Origin of the sequence: Streptomyces canarius (genome assembly GCF_014650735.1) — a bacterium.
GTDB lineage: Bacteria > Actinomycetota > Actinomycetes > Streptomycetales > Streptomycetaceae > Streptomyces > Streptomyces olivaceoviridis.
The window spans coordinates 1-17,914 of sequence record NZ_BMVN01000064.1; the positions used below are offsets into that span (position 1 = coordinate 1).

The 17,914-nt window shown below is 69.6% G+C and carries 24 protein-coding genes and 2 pseudogenes; 8 read left to right on the top strand and 18 right to left on the bottom strand.

Annotation, left to right across the window (positions count from 1 at the left end):
- On the bottom strand, positions 1 to 256 hold a 256-nt coding region (locus IE294_RS41525), incomplete at its 3' end, for a leucine zipper domain-containing protein (RefSeq protein WP_189894562.1).
- 179 nt (positions 257 to 435) lie between these two features.
- A pseudogene (locus IE294_RS49460) lies at positions 436 to 540 on the bottom strand (transposase); the annotation flags it as partial.
- Between the two features lie 298 nt (positions 541 to 838).
- Here IE294_RS49460 and IE294_RS48375 point away from each other — a divergent pair.
- Positions 839 to 1,678 (top strand): hypothetical protein, encoded by an 840-nt coding sequence (locus tag IE294_RS48375; RefSeq protein ID WP_229917917.1) that lies wholly within the window; start codon positions 839 to 841, stop codon positions 1,676 to 1,678.
- A gap of 412 nt (positions 1,679 to 2,090) precedes the next feature.
- Positions 2,091 to 2,957, top strand: a complete 867-nt coding sequence (locus IE294_RS41535) for an aminoglycoside phosphotransferase family protein (RefSeq protein ID WP_189894563.1) — start codon at positions 2,091 to 2,093, stop codon at positions 2,955 to 2,957.
- Between the two features lie 53 nt (positions 2,958 to 3,010).
- Here the strand turns inward: IE294_RS41535 and IE294_RS41540 are convergent, their stop codons facing one another.
- The 5 genes from IE294_RS41540 to IE294_RS41560 all read right to left on the bottom strand — a co-directional run bounded on the left by IE294_RS41540 (position 3,011) and on the right by IE294_RS41560 (position 5,698).
- Positions 3,011 to 4,159, bottom strand: coding sequence for a transposase (locus tag IE294_RS41540; protein ID WP_189894564.1), 1,149 nt, complete (start codon positions 4,157 to 4,159; stop codon positions 3,011 to 3,013).
- Entirely contained in the window at positions 4,093 to 4,461 is a 369-nt protein-coding gene (locus tag IE294_RS49950) for a transposase (RefSeq protein ID WP_359837257.1), read from the bottom strand. Before IE294_RS49950 ends, IE294_RS41540 begins: the two co-directional genes overlap by 67 nt.
- 214 nt (positions 4,462 to 4,675) lie before the next feature.
- Positions 4,676 to 4,936 (bottom strand): hypothetical protein, encoded by a 261-nt coding sequence (locus IE294_RS41550; protein WP_189894566.1) that lies wholly within the window; start codon positions 4,934 to 4,936, stop codon positions 4,676 to 4,678.
- A complete protein-coding gene (locus tag IE294_RS41555) occupies positions 4,933 to 5,238 on the bottom strand; it encodes a DUF6247 family protein (protein ID WP_189894589.1) in 306 nt (101 codons plus the stop codon). The genes IE294_RS41550 and IE294_RS41555 overlap by 4 nt, the downstream gene beginning before the upstream one ends.
- A 229-nt stretch (positions 5,239 to 5,467) precedes the next feature.
- Complete coding sequence (locus tag IE294_RS41560; RefSeq protein WP_229917920.1) at positions 5,468 to 5,698, bottom strand: hypothetical protein; 231 nt, start codon at positions 5,696 to 5,698, stop codon at positions 5,468 to 5,470.
- A 266-nt stretch (positions 5,699 to 5,964) separates the two neighbouring features.
- On the opposite strand from IE294_RS41560, the gene IE294_RS41565 reads away from it, so the two are divergent.
- Positions 5,965 to 6,627: a hypothetical protein gene (locus IE294_RS41565; RefSeq protein WP_189894567.1), complete on the top strand. Its 663-nt coding sequence runs from the start codon at positions 5,965 to 5,967 to the stop codon at positions 6,625 to 6,627.
- 82 nt (positions 6,628 to 6,709) lie between these two features.
- Here IE294_RS41565 and IE294_RS41570 read toward each other — a convergent pair whose 3' ends face one another.
- Positions 6,710 to 7,546 carry a helix-turn-helix domain-containing protein gene (locus tag IE294_RS41570; RefSeq protein ID WP_189894568.1) on the bottom strand — a complete coding sequence of 279 codons (837 nt, stop codon included), beginning with the start codon at positions 7,544 to 7,546 and terminating at the stop codon, positions 6,710 to 6,712.
- A 118-nt stretch (positions 7,547 to 7,664) separates the two neighbouring features.
- Here IE294_RS41570 and IE294_RS41575 point away from each other — a divergent pair, with 118 nt between their 5' ends.
- Entirely contained in the window at positions 7,665 to 8,729 is a 1,065-nt protein-coding gene (locus IE294_RS41575) for an aldo/keto reductase (protein WP_189894569.1), read from the top strand.
- Positions 8,730 to 8,919: 190 nt separating this feature from the next.
- Here IE294_RS41575 and IE294_RS49195 read toward each other — a convergent pair whose 3' ends face one another.
- From IE294_RS49195 to IE294_RS41610, 7 genes are all read right to left on the bottom strand, one after another.
- Positions 8,920 to 9,054, bottom strand: a complete 135-nt coding sequence (locus tag IE294_RS49195) for a hypothetical protein (protein ID WP_268252848.1) — start codon at positions 9,052 to 9,054, stop codon at positions 8,920 to 8,922.
- Positions 9,055 to 9,189: 135 nt separating this feature from the next.
- The gene (locus IE294_RS41585; RefSeq protein ID WP_189894570.1) at positions 9,190 to 9,342 is read right to left on the bottom strand and encodes a hypothetical protein; all 153 of its coding nucleotides are present in this window, start codon (positions 9,340 to 9,342) and stop codon (positions 9,190 to 9,192) included.
- 38 nt (positions 9,343 to 9,380) lie between these two features.
- Complete coding sequence (locus IE294_RS41590; protein WP_189894571.1) at positions 9,381 to 9,989, bottom strand: alkaline shock response membrane anchor protein AmaP; 609 nt, start codon at positions 9,987 to 9,989, stop codon at positions 9,381 to 9,383.
- 29 nt (positions 9,990 to 10,018) lie between these two features.
- Entirely contained in the window at positions 10,019 to 10,705 is a 687-nt protein-coding gene (locus IE294_RS41595) for a DUF6286 domain-containing protein (RefSeq protein ID WP_229917922.1), read from the bottom strand.
- Between the two features lie 52 nt (positions 10,706 to 10,757).
- Positions 10,758 to 11,159 (bottom strand): Asp23/Gls24 family envelope stress response protein, encoded by a 402-nt coding sequence (locus IE294_RS41600; protein WP_189894572.1) that lies wholly within the window; start codon positions 11,157 to 11,159, stop codon positions 10,758 to 10,760.
- On the bottom strand, positions 11,156 to 11,326 hold the full coding sequence (locus IE294_RS41605; protein WP_189894592.1) for a hypothetical protein: 171 nt from the start codon (positions 11,324 to 11,326) through the stop codon (positions 11,156 to 11,158). The genes IE294_RS41600 and IE294_RS41605 overlap by 4 nt, the downstream gene beginning before the upstream one ends.
- Positions 11,327 to 11,402: 76 nt before the next feature.
- Positions 11,403 to 11,891, bottom strand: coding sequence for an Asp23/Gls24 family envelope stress response protein (locus IE294_RS41610; RefSeq protein WP_189894573.1), 489 nt, complete (start codon positions 11,889 to 11,891; stop codon positions 11,403 to 11,405).
- Positions 11,892 to 12,067: 176 nt separating this feature from the next.
- On the opposite strand from IE294_RS41610, the gene IE294_RS41615 reads away from it, so the two are divergent.
- From IE294_RS41615 to IE294_RS49200, 4 genes and pseudogenes are all read left to right on the top strand, one after another.
- Positions 12,068 to 12,658 carry an RNA polymerase sigma factor gene (locus tag IE294_RS41615; protein ID WP_189894574.1) on the top strand — a complete coding sequence of 197 codons (591 nt, stop codon included), beginning with the start codon at positions 12,068 to 12,070 and terminating at the stop codon, positions 12,656 to 12,658.
- Complete coding sequence (locus IE294_RS41620; RefSeq protein ID WP_189894575.1) at positions 12,649 to 13,305, top strand: Asp23/Gls24 family envelope stress response protein; 657 nt, start codon at positions 12,649 to 12,651, stop codon at positions 13,303 to 13,305. The genes IE294_RS41615 and IE294_RS41620 overlap by 10 nt, the downstream gene beginning before the upstream one ends.
- Positions 13,302 to 13,676 carry a hypothetical protein gene (locus IE294_RS41625; RefSeq protein WP_189894576.1) on the top strand — a complete coding sequence of 125 codons (375 nt, stop codon included), beginning with the start codon at positions 13,302 to 13,304 and terminating at the stop codon, positions 13,674 to 13,676. The genes IE294_RS41620 and IE294_RS41625 overlap by 4 nt, the downstream gene beginning before the upstream one ends.
- A gap of 89 nt (positions 13,677 to 13,765) precedes the next feature.
- A pseudogene (locus IE294_RS49200) lies at positions 13,766 to 13,903 on the top strand (DUF6233 domain-containing protein); the annotation flags it as partial.
- Positions 13,904 to 14,178: 275 nt separating this feature from the next.
- Here the strand turns inward: IE294_RS49200 and IE294_RS41630 are convergent.
- The 3 genes from IE294_RS41630 to IE294_RS41640 are packed head-to-tail and all read right to left on the bottom strand — an operon-like array spanning position 14,179 to position 17,725.
- A complete protein-coding gene (locus IE294_RS41630; protein ID WP_189894577.1) occupies positions 14,179 to 16,518 on the bottom strand; it encodes an FtsX-like permease family protein in 2,340 nt (779 codons plus the stop codon).
- Positions 16,515 to 17,204 (bottom strand): ABC transporter ATP-binding protein, encoded by a 690-nt coding sequence (locus tag IE294_RS41635; protein WP_189894578.1) that lies wholly within the window; start codon positions 17,202 to 17,204, stop codon positions 16,515 to 16,517. The genes IE294_RS41630 and IE294_RS41635 overlap by 4 nt, the downstream gene beginning before the upstream one ends.
- Entirely contained in the window at positions 17,201 to 17,725 is a 525-nt protein-coding gene (locus tag IE294_RS41640) for a PadR family transcriptional regulator (RefSeq protein ID WP_189894579.1), read from the bottom strand. The genes IE294_RS41635 and IE294_RS41640 overlap by 4 nt, the downstream gene beginning before the upstream one ends.
- Positions 17,726 to 17,914 lie beyond the last annotated feature (189 nt).

Here is a 17,914-nt window from a genome sequence, read left to right on the forward strand (position 1 = left end):
GTTTGCGTATCTGCCGCTGCTGACACACTTGGGCCTCCACCGTCGGTGCGGTGCGGTGCGGTGTCGTCAGGGGTCGGCTGGAACGGTCGTGCAGGCCTGCCTCGCCCTCCGTCCGCCAGCGGCGGATCCACTTGTGGGCGGTGGCGCGGGAGATACCCATCTCGGCCGCAACATGCGCGACGGGGCGGCCGGAACGGACACGCTCGACCAGCAGCCGCCTGCCGTGAACGGTCAGCCGGGCATTACGGTGGGACACGAAGACCTCCGTGCGGTGCAGTCCTAGACAGCTCCACCACACCGGAGGTCTTCGCCATGATCAAGCCCGACAGCCGTCAACAACGCTCGTGATCAATACACCTAGCTGCGGCAGTGGCGCCCGCGCTCCGGTGCTACACCGGCCGACGCGAGGACTACGCCGAGACCCACCGCGCGATCGCCGCGCTGCGACCGATGCTGGGCCTTCCACCCGGTGATCACCGGCTCGATCAACGACCACTGCTCGTCCGATAAGTCACTCGGATACGACTTGCCTTCACTCATCCGGCCACATCACCAGATCAACAACAGCGGACCAGCGGATTCCGCCCCACCGCCACACCATCAGGCCCCAGCAGAACCCCTCAGAAACTCGTGAATCGCCCGCTACGGCTTCTACCTCACCACCCTCGGCGACGGCTACACCATCGATCCCAGCATGAAGCTCTGCGGCGGATGGACCTGACGCCCGGCGCTCCGACAGTGGCGGGTTGGGATTCCAACCCGCCCGTTCTGGCTCTTGTATAACGTTCCGTGTCGAGGCCGGCGCATGAGGGCTCAGCCGAACGGGGATTACAACTGGGTGAAAGGCAGGGGGTACGGCAACGTTTGGTACCGCGGGCGGCTGTCCCACTGGTTACGGGGGCTGCTCGTCCTCGCGGCCGGATGGGGAGTCCTGCTCTGCGGTCAGCAGGTCGCTGAAGGCTACGGGGCGACCATGGAGTACCGCGACGCACCGGTCTGCCAGGGCGGGGGCCGGAGCGGAGACGGGGATGAGGGGGAACTGTGCGTGCGGCGCGAGGCGGGCACGGTGCTCGACCGGCGGACGGGTGAGCGCTGCACGTCCAACGGCACGAGCGGCGGCACGACGGGAGGCATCACCACCGGAGGCGTCACGGCCGGAGGCGGTATGAACACTGCCGGTGGCGCCATCGGCGGTGTGACGGCCGGCGGGGTGACCACCACAGGCGGCGGAGGCGGCGGCGGCGGCATGACCTGTACGACGTACTACGACCTCAAAGTCCAACGGCCAGGGGGTACGACCTGGTTGGGCGTGGGGTCGGAGACGTACGACGACGCCAGGAGGGGTGACCACGCCGAAGTCCGGCTGTGGCAGGGGGACGTCGTTGAGCTGAGGGTTCGCGGCCACATCGACTCCTACGCGCCCTCCTCGCAGCAGACGGTTTTCCCATGGCTCGCGCTGGGCTGCCTGATCCTGGCGGGCGGCGCATGGGCATTGCTGAACGGGCGGCTCTCCGGCCTCTTCGCCTTCCCCAACTTCGGCTTGCTGTTCGTGGCCGTTGGGGCCGGCTGGCTCGGCGACATGGCACTGTTCGGCGGCCACCCCATGGTCTGGATGTTCGCCATCGTGTGGACGGGTTTCGCGGTCTTCTGGACCGTGGGTGCTTGGCGGGACGGGTAGCAGCCCGTTCGAGCCTCCAGCGACCGAACCGCCGCCGGTGAGTCAAGTCGGTGCACGGGGTGCGCGGGGTGCGCGGGGTGCGCGGGCTTAGAAGTCATCCGAATTCGGTTGCGTTCACTCACCCGATCACATCACCGGTGCACTCTTCGCCGTGGTTGCCATCTGTCTTCGCTGTCCGTGGCGACACTGCGCCGATTCCCGCGGTGGCACTGTTCGGCGGTGCCGTCTTCGGCAGCGGCACGATCGTCAACGTGACGATTCACATCCGCCGCTGACCACGATGGTCAGGCGCGGATAGCACGCGCATCGGCCCGTCCCCGGCAACTCCAAGACACCGTTGGCGAATCCGGTCTGCTGAGCCGAGGCACAATAGCTGGCACTTGGCCACGCTCATCTATGCCAAGATTCGAGGGTGGAGAGGACCGACGTCACGCGTGCGATCACGGCTGCGACTTCGGTCGCCGCATCGCTCGACCTGCCAGCCAACGATGCAATCGTTCTTCACAACTCAAACAAGCTGGCACTGCGGCTGACGCCATGCGACGTCTTTGCCCGGGTCGCCCCTGTGGGACAAGAGGTTGCACAGTTCGAAGTCGAGCTCGCTCAGAAGCTCGCCGAGGTCGGATGCCCGGCGTGTCCCTTGGAGCCGCGGGCGGACCCGCGTGTGTACACGCGCGATGGCTTCGCAGTGACGCTGTGGACCTACTACGAGCCCGTGACACCTCACATCTCACCAGTCGACTACGCCAAGGCGCTGGAGCAGCTGCACGCCGGCATGCGCAAGGTCGATGTGCCGAGCCCGAAGTTCACGGACCGGATCACGGAGGCGGAAGAAGTTGTCGCCGAACCGGATCGCTCGCCGGAGCTCGCGGACGCGGACCGCGTGTTCCTCAGCAGCAGGCTGGCAAGCCTGCGACGAGCGATCGACGACCGCAGCGCCGTGGAGCAGCTGCTCCACGGCGAGCCGCACCCAGGCAATGTGCTCAGCACGAAGAACGGCCCGTTGTTCATCGACCTTGAGACGTGCTGCCGTGGACCCGTCGAGTTCGATCTCGCTCATGTTCCCGAGGCGGTCTGCGAGCACTACCCAAGCGTTGACCAAGGGCTGCTGGACGAGTGTCGGCAGCTCGTTATCGCGATGGTCGCCGCGTGGCGTTGGGAGCTTGGCGACCAGTTTCCGAATGGGAGGCGATTCGGAGAGGAATTCTTGCGCTTGCTGCGCGAGGGTCCTCCTTGGCCGACACTCGACACAGTGACCAGGCGACTGGATGGTCTGTAGAAATCGCCGAAGGTCATGTGAAAGCGGCAAGGAACCAAGCGACGAGACTGTCGTCATTGCAATCCCATGCGCGCTGGCGGCCTCGCTGTCGCGGTGAGCTGGTGCTGTAGCCGGGCTTTGGCCAGGCCGTGATAGCGACATCGTCGTAGGCCGAAGCATCGGACGCCCTGAGGGATCGTGCCTTCGACACCGGCCCGGTGTGCGTACTGCTCTATCCAGTCCTGGGTGTCTTCCTGGGCTCGTGCCTGCTGAATCGCCTCATACTCCGCTTGCGGGCGGAGGGTGATCCGACGACCCATATGCCACTTGGTGTTGGAGCGGGTGCACTGCTCTCGGGCCTTGCAGGGACGGCAGGCAGCCGTCGGGAACCGTGCTCGGACCACGGCTGTTCCCTCCTGGGCGCGGTCTTCGGCCCAACGGCTGCTGATCGCGCCGTTGGGACAGGTCACCTGCCGGTTCTCCCAGTCGATGGTGAAGTCGGCCTGTGAGAAGCCACCGTCGTCTTTCGTCTGCCAGCCGGTGGAGGCGAGGATTGGTCCCACCAGATTGACTTTGTGATTTCGGCGGGCGGTGACCACTTCCCGGGCTGTGGCGTAGCCCGCGTCGACCAGGTGCCGGTCGGGCAGAAGGTCGCGCTCAGCGAGGTGGGCGTGGATCGGGGCGACCAGCCGCACGTCCGGGACAGTGGAGTCCGTCGTGGCGAGGTGTGTGATTAGGTTCGGGCGGTCCGGCTCGCAGGTCTCGGTGAGGTGGACCTTGTAGCCGTCCCAGAAGGTGCCGCGCTTCACGCTGCGTCGCGCGTCGGTGTCGTAGGGCGTGACCAGCCGCTCTGCGCCCGGCGGGCGGTCCTTGAGGTCCCGGCGACGCACCAGCCCGTTGTCAACGACGTACTGCTGGATCCACATCTGGCGCAGGCTTTGGACCCGGTCAAGCTGCCTCAGGGAGCCAGGGGCGCCCGGTGCATGCAGGGCCGCGAGCAGCTTCAGCCCGTCGGCGCCGATCTGCTCGATCAGCTCCGTCTTCTTGGCCTTCCCCTTGGGCAGCCGGGTGTCCTCGAACCGAATCGCGTGCCGGTCGAACCACTCCGGCGGAACCCACCCAGCCAGCCACTCCGGCTCGCGGGCCGCCACGCTGTTCAGCGCGGCCCGCAGGGTCTCACCAAGTCGCACCAGCCCGTTGATCTGCCGCGCGGCAGACAGCACGATCGTGGAGTCCGTACGAGCACGGCCACCTGCCTTGGGCAAGCTGTGCTTCGCGGCGGCCTCGAGGGGACCCGGTCCAGGAGCTTGATCCCGGCGTCTCCTGCGATCAGCCGGTCCCTGAACTCGGTGAGAACCGAGTGGTCGAACCCTGGATCGGCCAGCTCCAGCTCCAGCCCCAGCAGGTACTTCCAGTCCAGCCGCCCGCGAACCGCGTCCGCGGCTTGTCGGTCCGACAGGCCCTCGGCGAACTGCATGACCGACATGAGCGCCAGCCGGGCCGGCGACCACGCTGGCTTCCCCATGTTCGGATACAGCCCGACGAAGTCCGCGTCCGAAAACAGCTCGCCCAGCTCGTCACGGATCCCTATCGCCAGGCTGCCCTTCGGAAACGCCAAATACGACGTCGGCCTTCATGACCACAACGGGTCATGAAGGCCGACGTCACGTTCAGCCACCAGGATTCGCCAGCAGTGTCACTCCAATGCCGGGGACGGGCCGATGATCGTTAGAGGGTGGTCATCCGAGCCAGGTGATGGTGAGGACGGACAGGCGGCACAGGGGGCGGTTCACCCAGTAGGTGAGGGAGAGCTGGCCGACGGAGGCGTGGCGGATGTCCTCTCCCTCGGGGTCGTCGGCATTCCACTGCCCGAAGCCCCACGGGTCGTCGGCGGCGGCGTCCAGGACGTCCCACACCATGTCTTCGACGTGCTCGGGCAGGGTGGCGAGGACCTTCGCGGCCGGGGCGGAGAAGCGGACCGCGTACGGCTGTCCGGTCACCGGCGCCGCCCGCGGAGCTCCGCCATGTCGATGAACTCGCTGTCGTCGTAGCCTGAGGCGACGAACGCGTCGACGGCCGGGGCGGAGGCGAGACGGCCCTGCCACTCCTGGACGACCGCGTACAGTCCGCCGAGGGAGAACGTGCACCGCGATTCCTCAAGCGCGGCCACCCACTGCCGCTCGAAGGCCGTCACCCAGGTGTCGGCACGCGGGTCGGCGCGAAGCTGGGCGAGGAGTTCGGCCGGCGCCCCGGGCGCGGGGGCGTACGGCGTGACGGGTGCGGGGTCGGGCTGCGCGCTCATCTGGTCCTCCCAGTGGGTCGTACCGTCACCGTACGCGCGGTGTGGGGCAGCGGGAGCGGACATGGCTGTTTCCTTTCCGTGCGGGCGCCGGTCGACGCCTGGAACGTGCGGGTCAGGACTGGTCCGGGGCGATGATGTGCCCGAATCCGAGGGCGTGCGGCCTGGCGCGGTAGCCGAAGGCGTTGAGGATGCTGCCGAGCGCGAGATGCATCGTCGCGCGGGTGGTCTCTTACCGGACGACCACGTCCTCGCCTTGGCGGCCGGCCCCCCGCATGTCGAGTGCGGCCTCGCCGAGCCGGTCATGCATACGCCGGCTGACGTGCACGTGGTCCTTGAAGACCGTAACGAGCAGGCCGCCCTCGGGGTCGTCCTCGTGGTCGGGTGGCACCGGCGTGAAGCCGGCCCTCTCCAGGTCGAAGCGCACCCGGGCCGCGAGGGCTTCGCGTTCCGCCAGAGCCATCCCAGCTCCTTCTCCGAGTCGAGGAAGCTGGCGCCTTCCCCGGGGGTCTCACCGGGCGCCGTTCCGCGTCGTTCTTCGGGTGTGCCGACGCACGATTGCTGGCACCAAGATCGGCGTCGACCAGCGGCTTTGCGGGGACGAAGCACGGTAGGCGCCACCGAATCAGCACGCCACTTGGCAGTCGGGAACGGCCGGCATCCCGGATCCCGCCGCATGAGGGACTCTGACCGGTTGTCTGTATGTGTCAGGCCTGCAAGTGTGACGCCATGGACGCGGCGGTAACTGGCGCTCTGAGCGCCTTCGGCGGGGCTGTCATCGGCGCCCTTGGCTCCTACCTGGGCCCGGCACTCTTACAGCGTCGCCAGCAGCAAAGAGATGATGAGACGAGCGCGCAGGAACGTACGGCCCAGCTATTGAAACTGGCCGCTGATGCTCGCCTCGCCAGCGCTCTGTGGCTGCGACATCTCGAACGGGTGGCTGACGACCTGAGCGACGGCGGCCGATGGAGTCTGAGCCGATACGACGAGATCTCTGCCGAGCGAGAGGGAGCGTTCCGCGTGGCCTTGATGAGCATGATGATGCACCGCTTCTCCATCCACTCTGGAGCTATCGACTGGTTCACGAGACCTGCGCGTTCGGTCGATCGCATCTTCCGCTCCGCCATCAGGTCAGACCGTTCGTTGACTGCTGTAGAAAATGGAGAGGTCCGAGAGTACCTGGCCGAGTTGACCAGGAACCGCAGGAGACTGGACCGCGAGCTCGTACGACGTCTACTCGCCCACGTGTCGGACCCCTCTGCCAATTCCGACGGAGATCCGCTTTCTCGCGGCTGGCATGAAGTCGAGGGCTGGGATCCAGAGGATGGCATGCGTGCTGAAACTAGGCACACCGACGACATGCACGGGCACGATGCGGAACGTGGCGGGTGACAACAAGCCGCCTGCCTTCGTGACTACTATCATGCTTCGGCTCATCGGGCCGGGTAACGGGTGCGCCGGTCTTCTTGCCCAGTCACCGTGCGTACAGCCGGTCCAGGGACGCGCGGCTCTCCTCGTCTGCGGCGCGGTAGACCAGCAGGCGCAGTTCCGGGTCCTGGAGCGGCAGCAGGACTTCGAAGTCGATGGTGATGTCACCGGCGACCGGATGCCGCAGCAACTTCCGGCCGCGTCCGTTGACGCCGACCTCCCGCTCCGTCCACAAGCGGGCGAAGTCTTCGTCCTGCGTGGCTAATTCGGCGATGAGGCCGGACAGTTCCCGGTCCTCCGGGTGCGCGGCCCATGCCGCGCGCAGGTGGGCGATCCCGTCCCTCAGCACCTGCTCCCGGTCGGCGTAGAAGCCGCGCATCGCCGGGTGCAGCAGGCACAGCCACATCGCGTTGCGCCGTGACGGCGGCACGGCCTCGAAACCCGGTATCAGCCGGGCCATTTCGGGGTTGCAGGCGAGGATGTCGTAGCGGTGGTCCAGCAGCATGGCCGGCAGCGGCGAGAGGTCACCGACCAGGCGGGCCAGCGACGGCGCCGCACCGGCGGCCGGCCCACCGGTAGGGCCGGGGCGGCGGCGCCCGGCCAGGTCGAACAGGTAGTCGCGTTCGCTCGAATCCAGGCACAGGGCACGGGCCAGCGCCGCAAGCACCTCTGCCGAGGGCCGCAGCCCGCGGCCCTGCTCCAGCCGGACCACGTAGTCGGTGCTGACCCCGGCCAGTTCGGCGACCTCCTCTCGGCGCAGCCCCGGCGTCCGCCGGGGCCGCCGGTGCGACGGCAGGCCCAGCCGGTCGGGGTCGAGGCCTTCGCGCCTGCTCCGCAGGAAGGCGGCCAACTCCTGGGCGGTGTCCATGGTTCGGGTCGTCATGACCGGTCCAACCGCCAGGGTGGGACCGGTCTTCCCAGGAAGTGCCGTCCCTTACCCCCGGGGCCGCCGCCGCCACAGACTCGGTTCCGGCAACGGACCACGAGCACAGGAGGACCTGATGGCACTGACCCTCGACGCCTACCGGCTGCTGGGCCGCTCGGGACTGCGGGTCTCACCGCTGGCCCTAGGTACGGCGACCTTCGGCACCGAGTGGGGCTGGGGTGCCGAACGGGCCGAGGCCCGCAAACTGTTCGACCACTACGTCGGGCTCGGCGGCAACCTCTTCGACACCGCCGACACCTACACCGACGGCAGCTCCGAGCGCCTGCTGGGCGAGTTCGCCCGCGAGGAGCGCGAAAGCCTGGTGCTGGCGACCAAGTACTCGACGCTGCGCCGTCCCGGCGACCCCAACTCCGGGGGCGGTCACCGCAAGGCCCTGTTCGGCTCGGTGGAGGGGAGCCTGCGGCGGCTGGCCACCGACTACATCGACCTGCTGTACCTGCACGTCTGGGACTTCCGGACGCCGGTCGAGGAGGTCCTGCGCGGCCTGGACGACCTGGTCCGGCAGGGCAAGGTGCTGTACGTGGCTATCTCCAACACCCCGGCCTGGCAGGTGTCCCGCATGCAGGCGATCGCCGACCTGCGCGGCTGGTCGCCGCTGGTCGCGCTGCAACTCGAGTACAGCCTGATCGAACGCACCGCGGAGCGCGACCTGATCCCGATGGCCCGGGAACTGGGCCTGGGCGTGGTCCCGTACTCACCGCTGGGCGGCGGGGTGCTCAGCGGCAAGTACGGCCGGGACGACGTGACCGCGACGGGCGACGGCACCGGCGACGGCACCCGCAGGGGCCTCAACCTCGCCCTGGGCACACTCACCGAACACAACCTGGCCGTGGCCGGGATCGCCCGGGATGTCGCTGCCGAGCTGGGCCGCACCCCGGCCCAGGTCGCGCTGGCCTGGACCCTGCGGAAACCGGGCGTGGCAACTACGCTGATCGGGGCCCGCACCCCCGCCCAGCTGGAGGAGAACCTGGGCGCTCTGGAGGTCGAGTTCACGGCCGACCAGCTGGCCCGCCTGGACGCGGCGAGCGCGATCGAGCTCGGCCAGCCGCACGACCTGCTGGCGAGCGACCACATCCGCCGGGTGACCACGGGCGGCCTGCGGATCGAGACCCGCTGCTGACGGCCAACCGTCAGCAGCGGGAGCCGGGGTCTGGAGCCGCGGTCGGTTCACCGTCCGGGCGAGCCACGTCCGGATCGCTTCCGCCGTCGAACCCAGTGACCTTCACCGGGCCTGTGTCCGGACGCCTCATATGTGTCTCAGAAAGCCTGCGAAGCAGGTCCCAGGCGCTTGGGGCTGATCTGCGACTCCGTCACTCCGCGTCGTAGTACAGCCGGAAGAACTCCCCCATCGCCGCGTCGACGCCGGCGCGGTCACCGGTGGCAAGCATGTCGAGCAGCAGGCCGCGGACAGTGGCGAGTCCCAGCCTGGCCCGGTTCCGGGCCACGACAGGCTCCGCGACTACGACATGCTCCTGCACCGCCGACAGCCTCGGCCGCCCGGGCGGAGGGCTGCCGGCCACCGCGGCCGCTCGCCGCCAGCCCCGCCCCGTCGGCGACCGGGCAGCTGGGCCGCGGCGGCATCAGCGGGCCGGTGTAACGGTCAGAGGTACGTCCGGACAGTTGTCGAGTACGTCGGTGATCGCGGCCTTCTCGTCGGTGTCGAGGCTCAGGGCCCAGCGCATCTCGGTGGCCACCCAGTCGGTGAGGTACTGGCAGCGGTAGCCGGACGGCACGTCCAGTCGTTGGAAGGCGAGGGTCGGCGGTCTCCTCCTTACTCCACGCGGTGTGGTTTGTGGTGGGTGACCTTTAGGCGGACGTCGGTAGGCATGTCAGGAAGGCCGGCAGAGCGACGAGCGGTGCTGAGCGGTCCTTCGCAGAGGGCATCGAGCGTGGCTCTGGGCACGCCCTCAGGGGCGAGGATGAGTGTGACGTGGGTGCGAGGGTGGGCGGGCCGGCCGGTGATACGGACGGCCGCACGCTCGACACCCGGCAGGGCACTGGCTTCGGTCGCGATCGCGTCGCTGAGCGCGCGGTCGCGCAGTTCGACGCCCTCCTGCGGTGGTGTGCCGCCGACCGGCAACCCTCCGGGACGGCGTCGGCTCAGCTGGGCGAGCAGCCACCACAGGGCGAGCAGGGCGGCAAGGGCGAGGGCCGCGATGACCGCAGGCCACCACCACCAGCCCTGGCCGCTCCAGCGGGCCCGGTCGGCGGAGCCGAGCAACACGTCGTCTGGGGTGATAAGGGGCCAGCCCACGGGCGGGATCAGATCGTGTCGCCGATAGAGGTCGAAGCCGGCGAAGAGGATGAGCAGTCCGCCGCCGAGCAGGAACAGTCCGGCGAGGGCCAGCAGAGTGCGGTTGAGTGCGGATCGCGACGTCATGGCGGACTCTTCGGTGCTGCGGTTGTCGGTCAGCCGGTGCGTTGCCGCACCTGTACGACGAGGCGGGGCGCACGGGCGAGAGCCAGCCGGTCGCGCTCCTCGTCGAGGACGGCGGTGAGGTCGTCCTTCACCTGCCGGGGGTCACGGAAGCGGACGTCCGCGCGCGCTTTGATGCGGTGACGGCGCACCCGGATGCGCGCCGCGCCGACTCCGGGGACCCGCAGCGCGGCGTCACGCAGCAGGCTGGCGGCGCCGTCGCGGTCCAGGGAGGCCCGCAGCCGCGGGCAGTCGGTGGGGCAGCGCTGGGGCAGCCGGTGGCGTAGCCCGGGGGTGAGGGCCAAGACGATCAGCCAGAGGCCGACGGCAGCGGCCACGGCGGCCCCCGTGAGTATCCACACGTCGTCCACGGGGCGGGTGGCCAGTTCGTCGGCCAGGTGCCGTCGCCAGGCCGCCGCCGGGCGTCCCGCTCGTACAGCGATGACGTCGACCAGCACCGCAACCGCCGCGACGAGGATCAGCAAGGCGACCAGCGCGGCCGGGATGCGGCGCGCGGACCATGGCCTGTGGGACCGGCGCCCCGCGTCGCGCCCACCGGACGTGAGGTCCGGGCCGGACACGTCGCGTTCGGGTGGTTCGGGCTCCTTGGTCAGCGGCACCGTGGCACGCGATGCGGACGGCGTGGAGTCGCGGCCGGAAGGGCCGGGGTCGGGTGTCATCACGGGGCCCCTTCCTCCACGGCATACCCGGGGAACCGGGCCTCGTGGCCGCTCACCGGACCCGTCCCCGGCTCGTGTCGGCGGCGGTCATCAGCCGCCGGACGGTGAGGAGGACCTCTCCTACCCGCAGGCCGGTCAGCTGGGCCACTTTTTCGGCGACGTCCTGCTGGATCCGCTCGCACACCCGGGGGATGTTGGTGGGGTAGGGCAGATCCATGGTCAGGTGCAGGCGCACCGAACCGATACGGACGGCGGCGGAGGCGCTGGGCGCCTCCGGGCTGCCCCGGTCGGGCAGTACGGCGGCGTGCCGGGACTGCGCCGTGTGTGCGGCCTGGGCGGCGATACGGGCGACCACCCGGTCCGGAATGACGGTGGCGCCCCGCTCGGCAGGGGCTGGCAAGCTGGTCGTCGGCGGGGCGGACTCCTGGCCGGAGGTACCTGGCCGGGTCTTCACCGCTGCCTCCGGGTGCGGATGTCGAGGTCGCCCTGCACGACGAGGCCGACGATCAGCCCCGCCACACCCAGGAAGAGGACCAGCAAAAAGGCCCAAAAGCCACCGAAGAAACCGGCGAAACCCAGGGCCATGCCGGCCGCGAGACCCGTCGTTGCTGCGTTCATCATGCACTCACCCGTCTCGCGGACGTGCGTACGTCGCCGTCCGCGCGATCACCCGTGCCGCACAGGACGCGGTGGTGGATCACCTCACGCGACCCTCGTCCGGTTCGGCCTGTTCCTCCTCGTCAGGGAGGTGGACATCGTCGACGGCGATGTTCACCTCGACGACCTCCAGTCCCGTCATCCGCTCCACGGCGCCGATGACGTTGGTGCGTACGTCGCCGGCGACGTCCACGATGGAGACGCCGTACTCGACGACGACATCCAGGTCCACCGCCGCCTGGCGCTCGCCGACCTCGACCTTCACTCCGCGCGTGACGGCTCCGCCTCCACCGCCGCCGGGGACGCGTTCCCGCATGGCGCCGAAAGCGCGGGCCATTCCCGCTCCCAGGTTGAAGATGCCCGGTACCTCGCGGGCAGCCATGCCCGCAATCTTGGCCACCACGCCGTCCGCGATGGTGGTCTTCCCCCGTGTCTCGGCCGGAGCCCCGGCCCCGGTACGGCCCTTCAACGCGCTCACGCTCGCATCCGGCCGGTTGCCCCCGCCGACGCTGGTGGTGTTCTCCGTCATGGCGGTCGCCTCGATCGATAGGTCGGACACCGGTGTAGCGCCCGTCGAAGAGTTGGACATGCGGGGCGGCGGATGTCTCACGCACCCGCGGCAGATGCCTCACACACATTGAGTCTGATGTGCGTCACCATGACCTTTCGGGTACCCGAACGGTCCGAGCCTCGCGCGGGGGCGCCATGATCGAACGCGCTGTATACCCACCGTCGAACCGCGGCCTCTCGGAACGCGACCTGCCGGACCGGCTGCTGGCCGTACGGGCGGCCGAGGGGGACGAGGACTCCTTCGCCATTCTCGTCCAGCGGCACGGCCGAGCCCTTCTTTCCCTGGCCCGCTGCATGCTCGGCAACCCCCAGGACGCCGAGGAAGCGGTTCAGGACGCCTTCGTCAGTGCCTGGCGGCGACCGCCGGAATACCGTCACAGCGCGGAGTTCCGTACCTGGATGTACCGGATCACCATCAACCGCTGCCTGACCATGCGCCGGCGCCGACCGCCGCCCGTCCCTCTGGACACCGTCGTCGAGCCCGCAGCGGGAGACGCCTGGAGCCAGCCCGCCCAGTCCGCCGAGCAAGACGCGGCCACCGTGGCCCTGTCTCACGCGCTCGCCGAACTGGGCGCCGACCAGCGGCTCTGCTGGATCCTGAGAGAAGTGCAGGGCCTGTCCTACAAAGAGATCGCCCACGTGACGCGGACCAGCGAACAGACGGTGCGGGGCAGACTGTTCAGGGCACGCCGATCCCTCCAGGAGGCGATGCGCCCATGGCGCTAGACGACCCGCACACGCGGCCTCCCGAACCGTCCGGAGCCGACGGGCCCCGTACCGGCCCAGCCGCCGACCTCCCCCCGTTCGCAGGTGATGAGGTACTGCCGTGCGGCCGACTGCTCAGCCGGGTATGGGAACGGGCCCGGGACACGGCGCCCACCGCGGACCCGCACACCCTCTCGTGTCCACACTGCGGCGAGGCCGTCGAGGGACTGGCCACGCTGAACGCGGCCACCCGGGCGCTGCGCGACGACGCTCCCGGCTTCCGCGCACTCGCCGGCCGCGTCATGAACATCGTCAGAGCAGAGATACGGCTCGGGCGGCTCCTTCCTCTGGCCGACCCCGACCGGGACCTGCGGATCTCCGAGAGCGCCGCGGCGAAGGTATTGCGGCAGGCCGCGGACACGGTCCGCGATGCCAGGGTCGCGACCTGCCGGCTCGTACCCGAGGGCGACGGCACCGACGTGCGGGTGACCATGACGCTGGCCGCCGCTCTCGACGCCCCGCTGCCCGACCGGATCCACCAGGTTCGCCGATCCGTCCTCCGCTCGGCCGTCCAGGACCTGGGTCTTTCCGTGACGGCCGTAGACATCACCGTGGTCGACGTCCTGGAGCCGGAGCCGCTCCTCCCCCTCGGCGGTGGTCCATCGTGACCGTCATCCGCACGACCACCCTTCTCGGCGTCGCGGCCGAGGCGGCCCTTGCGGTTCCCGGCGTAACGGGCCTGCATCCCCGTCTCTCCCATCGCCTCGCGGCAGCCGCCGCACCCACCCCGACGGACGGCACGCCCTCCCACACGTCGCCCGAGGCGGGTATCCGCGCCGACCGAGCACCGGACGGATCGGGATGGCACATCGAGGTCCGCTGCGTCCTGGCCGAGGGCCGGCGGGCGCTGGACGTCGCCCAGAACATCCACGACCGCGTGGGGACCGCCGTCATCTGCCACCTCGCCGCCCTCGACGCCGCGGACCGGGTCACCGTCGAGGTCACCGTGACCCGTATCACCTGGTACGACGGGGCATGAGACCGGCTGCGCGTTCCCCGTGACAGCGCGGACTTCGCCGGCCTCAGGAGAACACCTGCCCGGTGAGGTGACGCGGACCGAACGCCGTCCACGCCGGTGGCAGCTGGGCTGCGAAGAAGAGCGGCCGCTGCCGGCCCGCCACGCTCGAGCAGGCCCTCGACGCTCTCCGAAGCGGGGTGCCGCCGTGCGTGCACTGCCGACCCGACACAGCCTGCGGCATCGACTGAAACGAGAGCGCCCCGGCCAGCGTGCTGACCGGGGCGAACCCGCGTGCGGGTGTGATCGTGAAGGGCGGTCGCCTACGCGGCGAAAGGCAATGCGAGGCTTCAGCCGAACGATCGTCCTCGCATGCGATAGATGAGGCCCGGGGACACTGTTCCCTTCACCATCACGGCTATTCCAACCACACCTGCCCGGCGAACATTCCCACCCGCCTCCAGGTGCTCAAAGCTCCCGGGCGCGGCTGGCACGGTCTGCGTCGTCGCCTCACCACGAGCTGGTCCTACTCGGTCCGCAGGCCGTCCGGTCGCATCAGGCGCAGCAGTGGCGGCAGGCTGAGCAGGGTCACCACCAGGACGACGCCCGCGCCGATGCCGGTCAGGGCCAGCACGTTCGTCCAGTCGACGGCGACCTTCGTGGCCGTCATCTTCAGCAGCACCGTGCCCAGCGTGAGACCCACCGCCGACGCCAGCAGCAGCCCCAGCCCGATCGGGATCGCCGTCTGCCACAGAACGGACAGTGCCAGGGTGCGGCGCCGGGTTCCGAAGGCGACCAGCGACGACAGCAGATTCTTGCGCTCGCGCAGTTGTTCGAGCTGCGACACCAGCAGACTCGCGCCGATCAGGGCGAGGACACAGGTGGCGCCGACGAACAGCCCGGTGCGGACGGACTGGAACGCGGTCGACTGGTAGCTGGCCGTGAGCGTGTTCACCTCCGTCAGCGGATCCAGCCGTGCCGCGGTGTTGCGCACGTATTCGCGGGCGTTCGGCACGGATGGGTCGAGCGAGATGAACACCTGGTGGTACAGGACCTTCCCCGCGTCCGCGGGCAGTGCGCCCGAGGTGATGAGCAGACCGCCGCGCGCGTAGCCGGTCGGGTCCTTGCGTGTCCCCGCCGTTTTCACGCCCGCGGGCACCTTCCACTTCACGGGGTGGGTCGGCAAGCTGGGGTACGACGGGTCGAAGTACAGGGAGCGGCCCGCCGTGGCGAGCTTGGCGACCGTGCTGTCGTACTCGCTGTCGTAGCCGGTGATCCGGAAGATGTCGCCGTCCCGGCAGGACGACAGGCGGGCCACCTCTCGCAGTTCGGCGCAGCTGCCGACCGACACCTGCAGCTCGTGGTCCGGTTGCTTGGGACGGTCACCGGCCGAGGTGAGCGAGATGGCCGACACATGGCGCACGCCCTCGGTCTTCGCGAGTTGCGGGCCGATGTCGGCCGGCGACGCGTCGCCGCGCACGAAGATCTCCATCTGGGCACGGTTGAGGTCGTTGGCGGTCAGATCGGTGTAGTCGCCCTCGACGCCGGTGAACAGCATCTGCAGTGCGATCGCCCCGGCCACCGCGACGGCGATGCCGTTGACCATGCGGGCGGCCGTTCCGCTGCTCAGTTGGAGTCGGCGGACGGCCAACTGCCAGGAGACTGAGCCGGAGTTGAGTCGAGCCACGACGGCCTCGACGATCCACGGCAAGAGCGCGGTGACGCCGACGAGCAGCAGCACGGTGCCGCCGATCACCAGCCACTGGTTGAAGGTGCCGTTGTCACCGCCCTGGCCGACCATCGGGTACAGCAGCGCGAGGCCGCCCAGCGGCAGCAGCAGCCGCCACCAGAGCCGGCGCCGCGGCGGCTTCGCCGTGCGGACCACGCCGAGCGGTTCGATGACGACCCCGCGCAGCGCGAACAGCGTCACCAGGACGGCCGCGGCGGGCACCGCGACGACGACGAGCGCGACGAGCGCGGGCGAGGGGTCGAGGTCGCTCGGGAAGACGCTGATGTCCCGTACGGTGAGCAGCGCCGTCGACTGCCGCCCCAGCAGGAAGAAGCCGGCGCCCAGGACGAGCCCGAGCAGTGCCCCGGCCAGTGCTTCGCCGCCCGCGATCCGGCGGGTCATCCGGCCGTCCGCGCCGACCAGCCTGAGCGCCGCGAGCCGCCGGTCACGGCGCTCGCCGCCGAACCGTACGGCCGCCGCGATGAACACCGCGACCGGCAGCAGCAGCACCACGAAGATGATCACGACGAGCAGGACCAGGATGGGGTCCAGCGAATCCGATGAACTGTTCTGGGAGGGTCCGAAGGAGTCGATGCGTTCGACCGTACCGTTGTTCAGGTGCTTCTCCAGCCCCTGGGCTCCGGCGTAGTAGGCCAGTTCGGAGGGCCCGATGAGCCCGGCGTCCCCGATGGTGCCGGTGATGCGGTAGGGCAGGCGTTCGCGCAGCAGCTTGGCGGAGTCGGACTCCAGCAGCCTCTTCAGTGCGGGTGAGGCGAGCATGTCGCCCTTCCCCGGGAACTTCACCACGCCCGGTGGCCGCGGCGCCCGCGGGCCCTCGGGCTCCAGGAGACGGCCGCGCACGTCCTTGCTGCGGAATGTGGTGTCGGTGTGGGCGACGATCACCGTGTCGTCGGCCTTCGGCTTCACCCCGCCGCTGTGCGTGATGTCGTTCCGGGCGTTTTCACGGTGGTCGCGCAGGGACAGCGCGTTCGGGATCGCTGTGGTGAGCAGCAGCAGCGCCACGCCGAGCCCGACACCGACGGCCGTCAGCAGCGTGCGGGTCCAGCCCTCGCGTCCGCCGGCGAAGGCGAACCGCAGCCCCATACGCAAGTCCTCGGCCCACTGGCGCACGTTCATGCGGCGCGCTCCCTGTCGCGGGACTTGCCGTCGCGTACGACGATCTCGCGGTCGGAGTAGGCGGCCACCCGCGCCTCGTGCGTGACGAGGACGACAGCGGCGTTGGTCGACCGGGCGGCCTCCGTGAGCAGTTCCATCACCCGCTCGCCGTTGAGCGAGTCGAGCGCGCCGGTCGGCTCGTCGGCGAACAGCACCCGCGGGTTGGTGACCAGGGCGCGGGCGACGGCGACCCGCTGCCCCTGACCGCCGGACACCTCGCCGGGCCGCTTACTGCCCAGGTCGTCGACCTCCAGCCGCTCCATCCAGCCGAGCGCGGCCCGTTCGGCCTCCTTGCGGGAGGTGCCGTTCAGCCGGAGCGGGAGGGCGACGTTCTCGACGCAGGTGAGCTCGGGCACGAGCTGCCCGAACTGGAACACGAACCCGAACTCGGACCGGCGCAGCGCGCTGCGCTGCCCGTCGGACATGGTGGCCATCTCGCGCCCGTCGTACGTGATCGAGCCCGAGTCGGGTGTGACGATCCCGGCGAGACAGTGCAGCAGCGTCGACTTGCCGGACCCGGACGGGCCCATCACGGCGACGACCTCGCCGGGGTGGATGGAGAACTCGGCGCCGTCGAGGGCGACTGTGGGGCCGTATCCCTTGTGCAGGTCCTCGGCGGCGAGCAGGGAGCCGGTGGGCGGGGTCACCTGGTCACCGCCTCACGGAGCTTGCCGAGCCGCGCGGCCGTCAGCTCCAGCCAGCGCAGGTCCGCCTCCAGGTGGAACAGGGCGTGGTCGCAGATCAGCTGGTCGGCGAGATCGCCCTTGCGCTTGCGGTCGGTGAGGATGCGCATGGTGCGTAGGTGCTCGGAGCGCTGGGTGTCGAGGATGTCGGCCGCGTCGCGGTGGGTGAGCAGCGCGAGGACGACCTTGGTGTACAGGGTGGACTGGAGGTGCTCTGCCGGCTTCTCCGGCGTCGTGAGCCACCTCTCCACGTCGGTGATCCCGGCGTCGGTGATGGCGTACCGCTTGCGTTCGGGGCCGCCGCCCGCCTCGATCCCGTCGACTTCGACAAGGCCGTTCTTCAGCAGGCGGGACATCGTCGAGTAGACCTGGCCGTAGTGCAGGGGCCGGTCGTGACCGAACTTCGCGTCGAAGGCCCGCTTGAGGTCGTAACCGTGACGGGGTCCGGACTCAAGGAGCCCTAGGAGGGTGTGACCGATGGACATGTGGAGCACTATACACGCGATGTATACGCCCTGTGTATACACGGCGTGTGTAGATCGTGGAGGCGGGTGCTGCCCAGGAGCGGAGCGAGCCGCTGTTGCCGAGGAGGGAACGTCGGTTCCGGTACCGGGCCGGAAGCCATTGCCGGACGGCATGTGTTGTGCGGGATGCCGAGTCGGTTCGGGCATGAC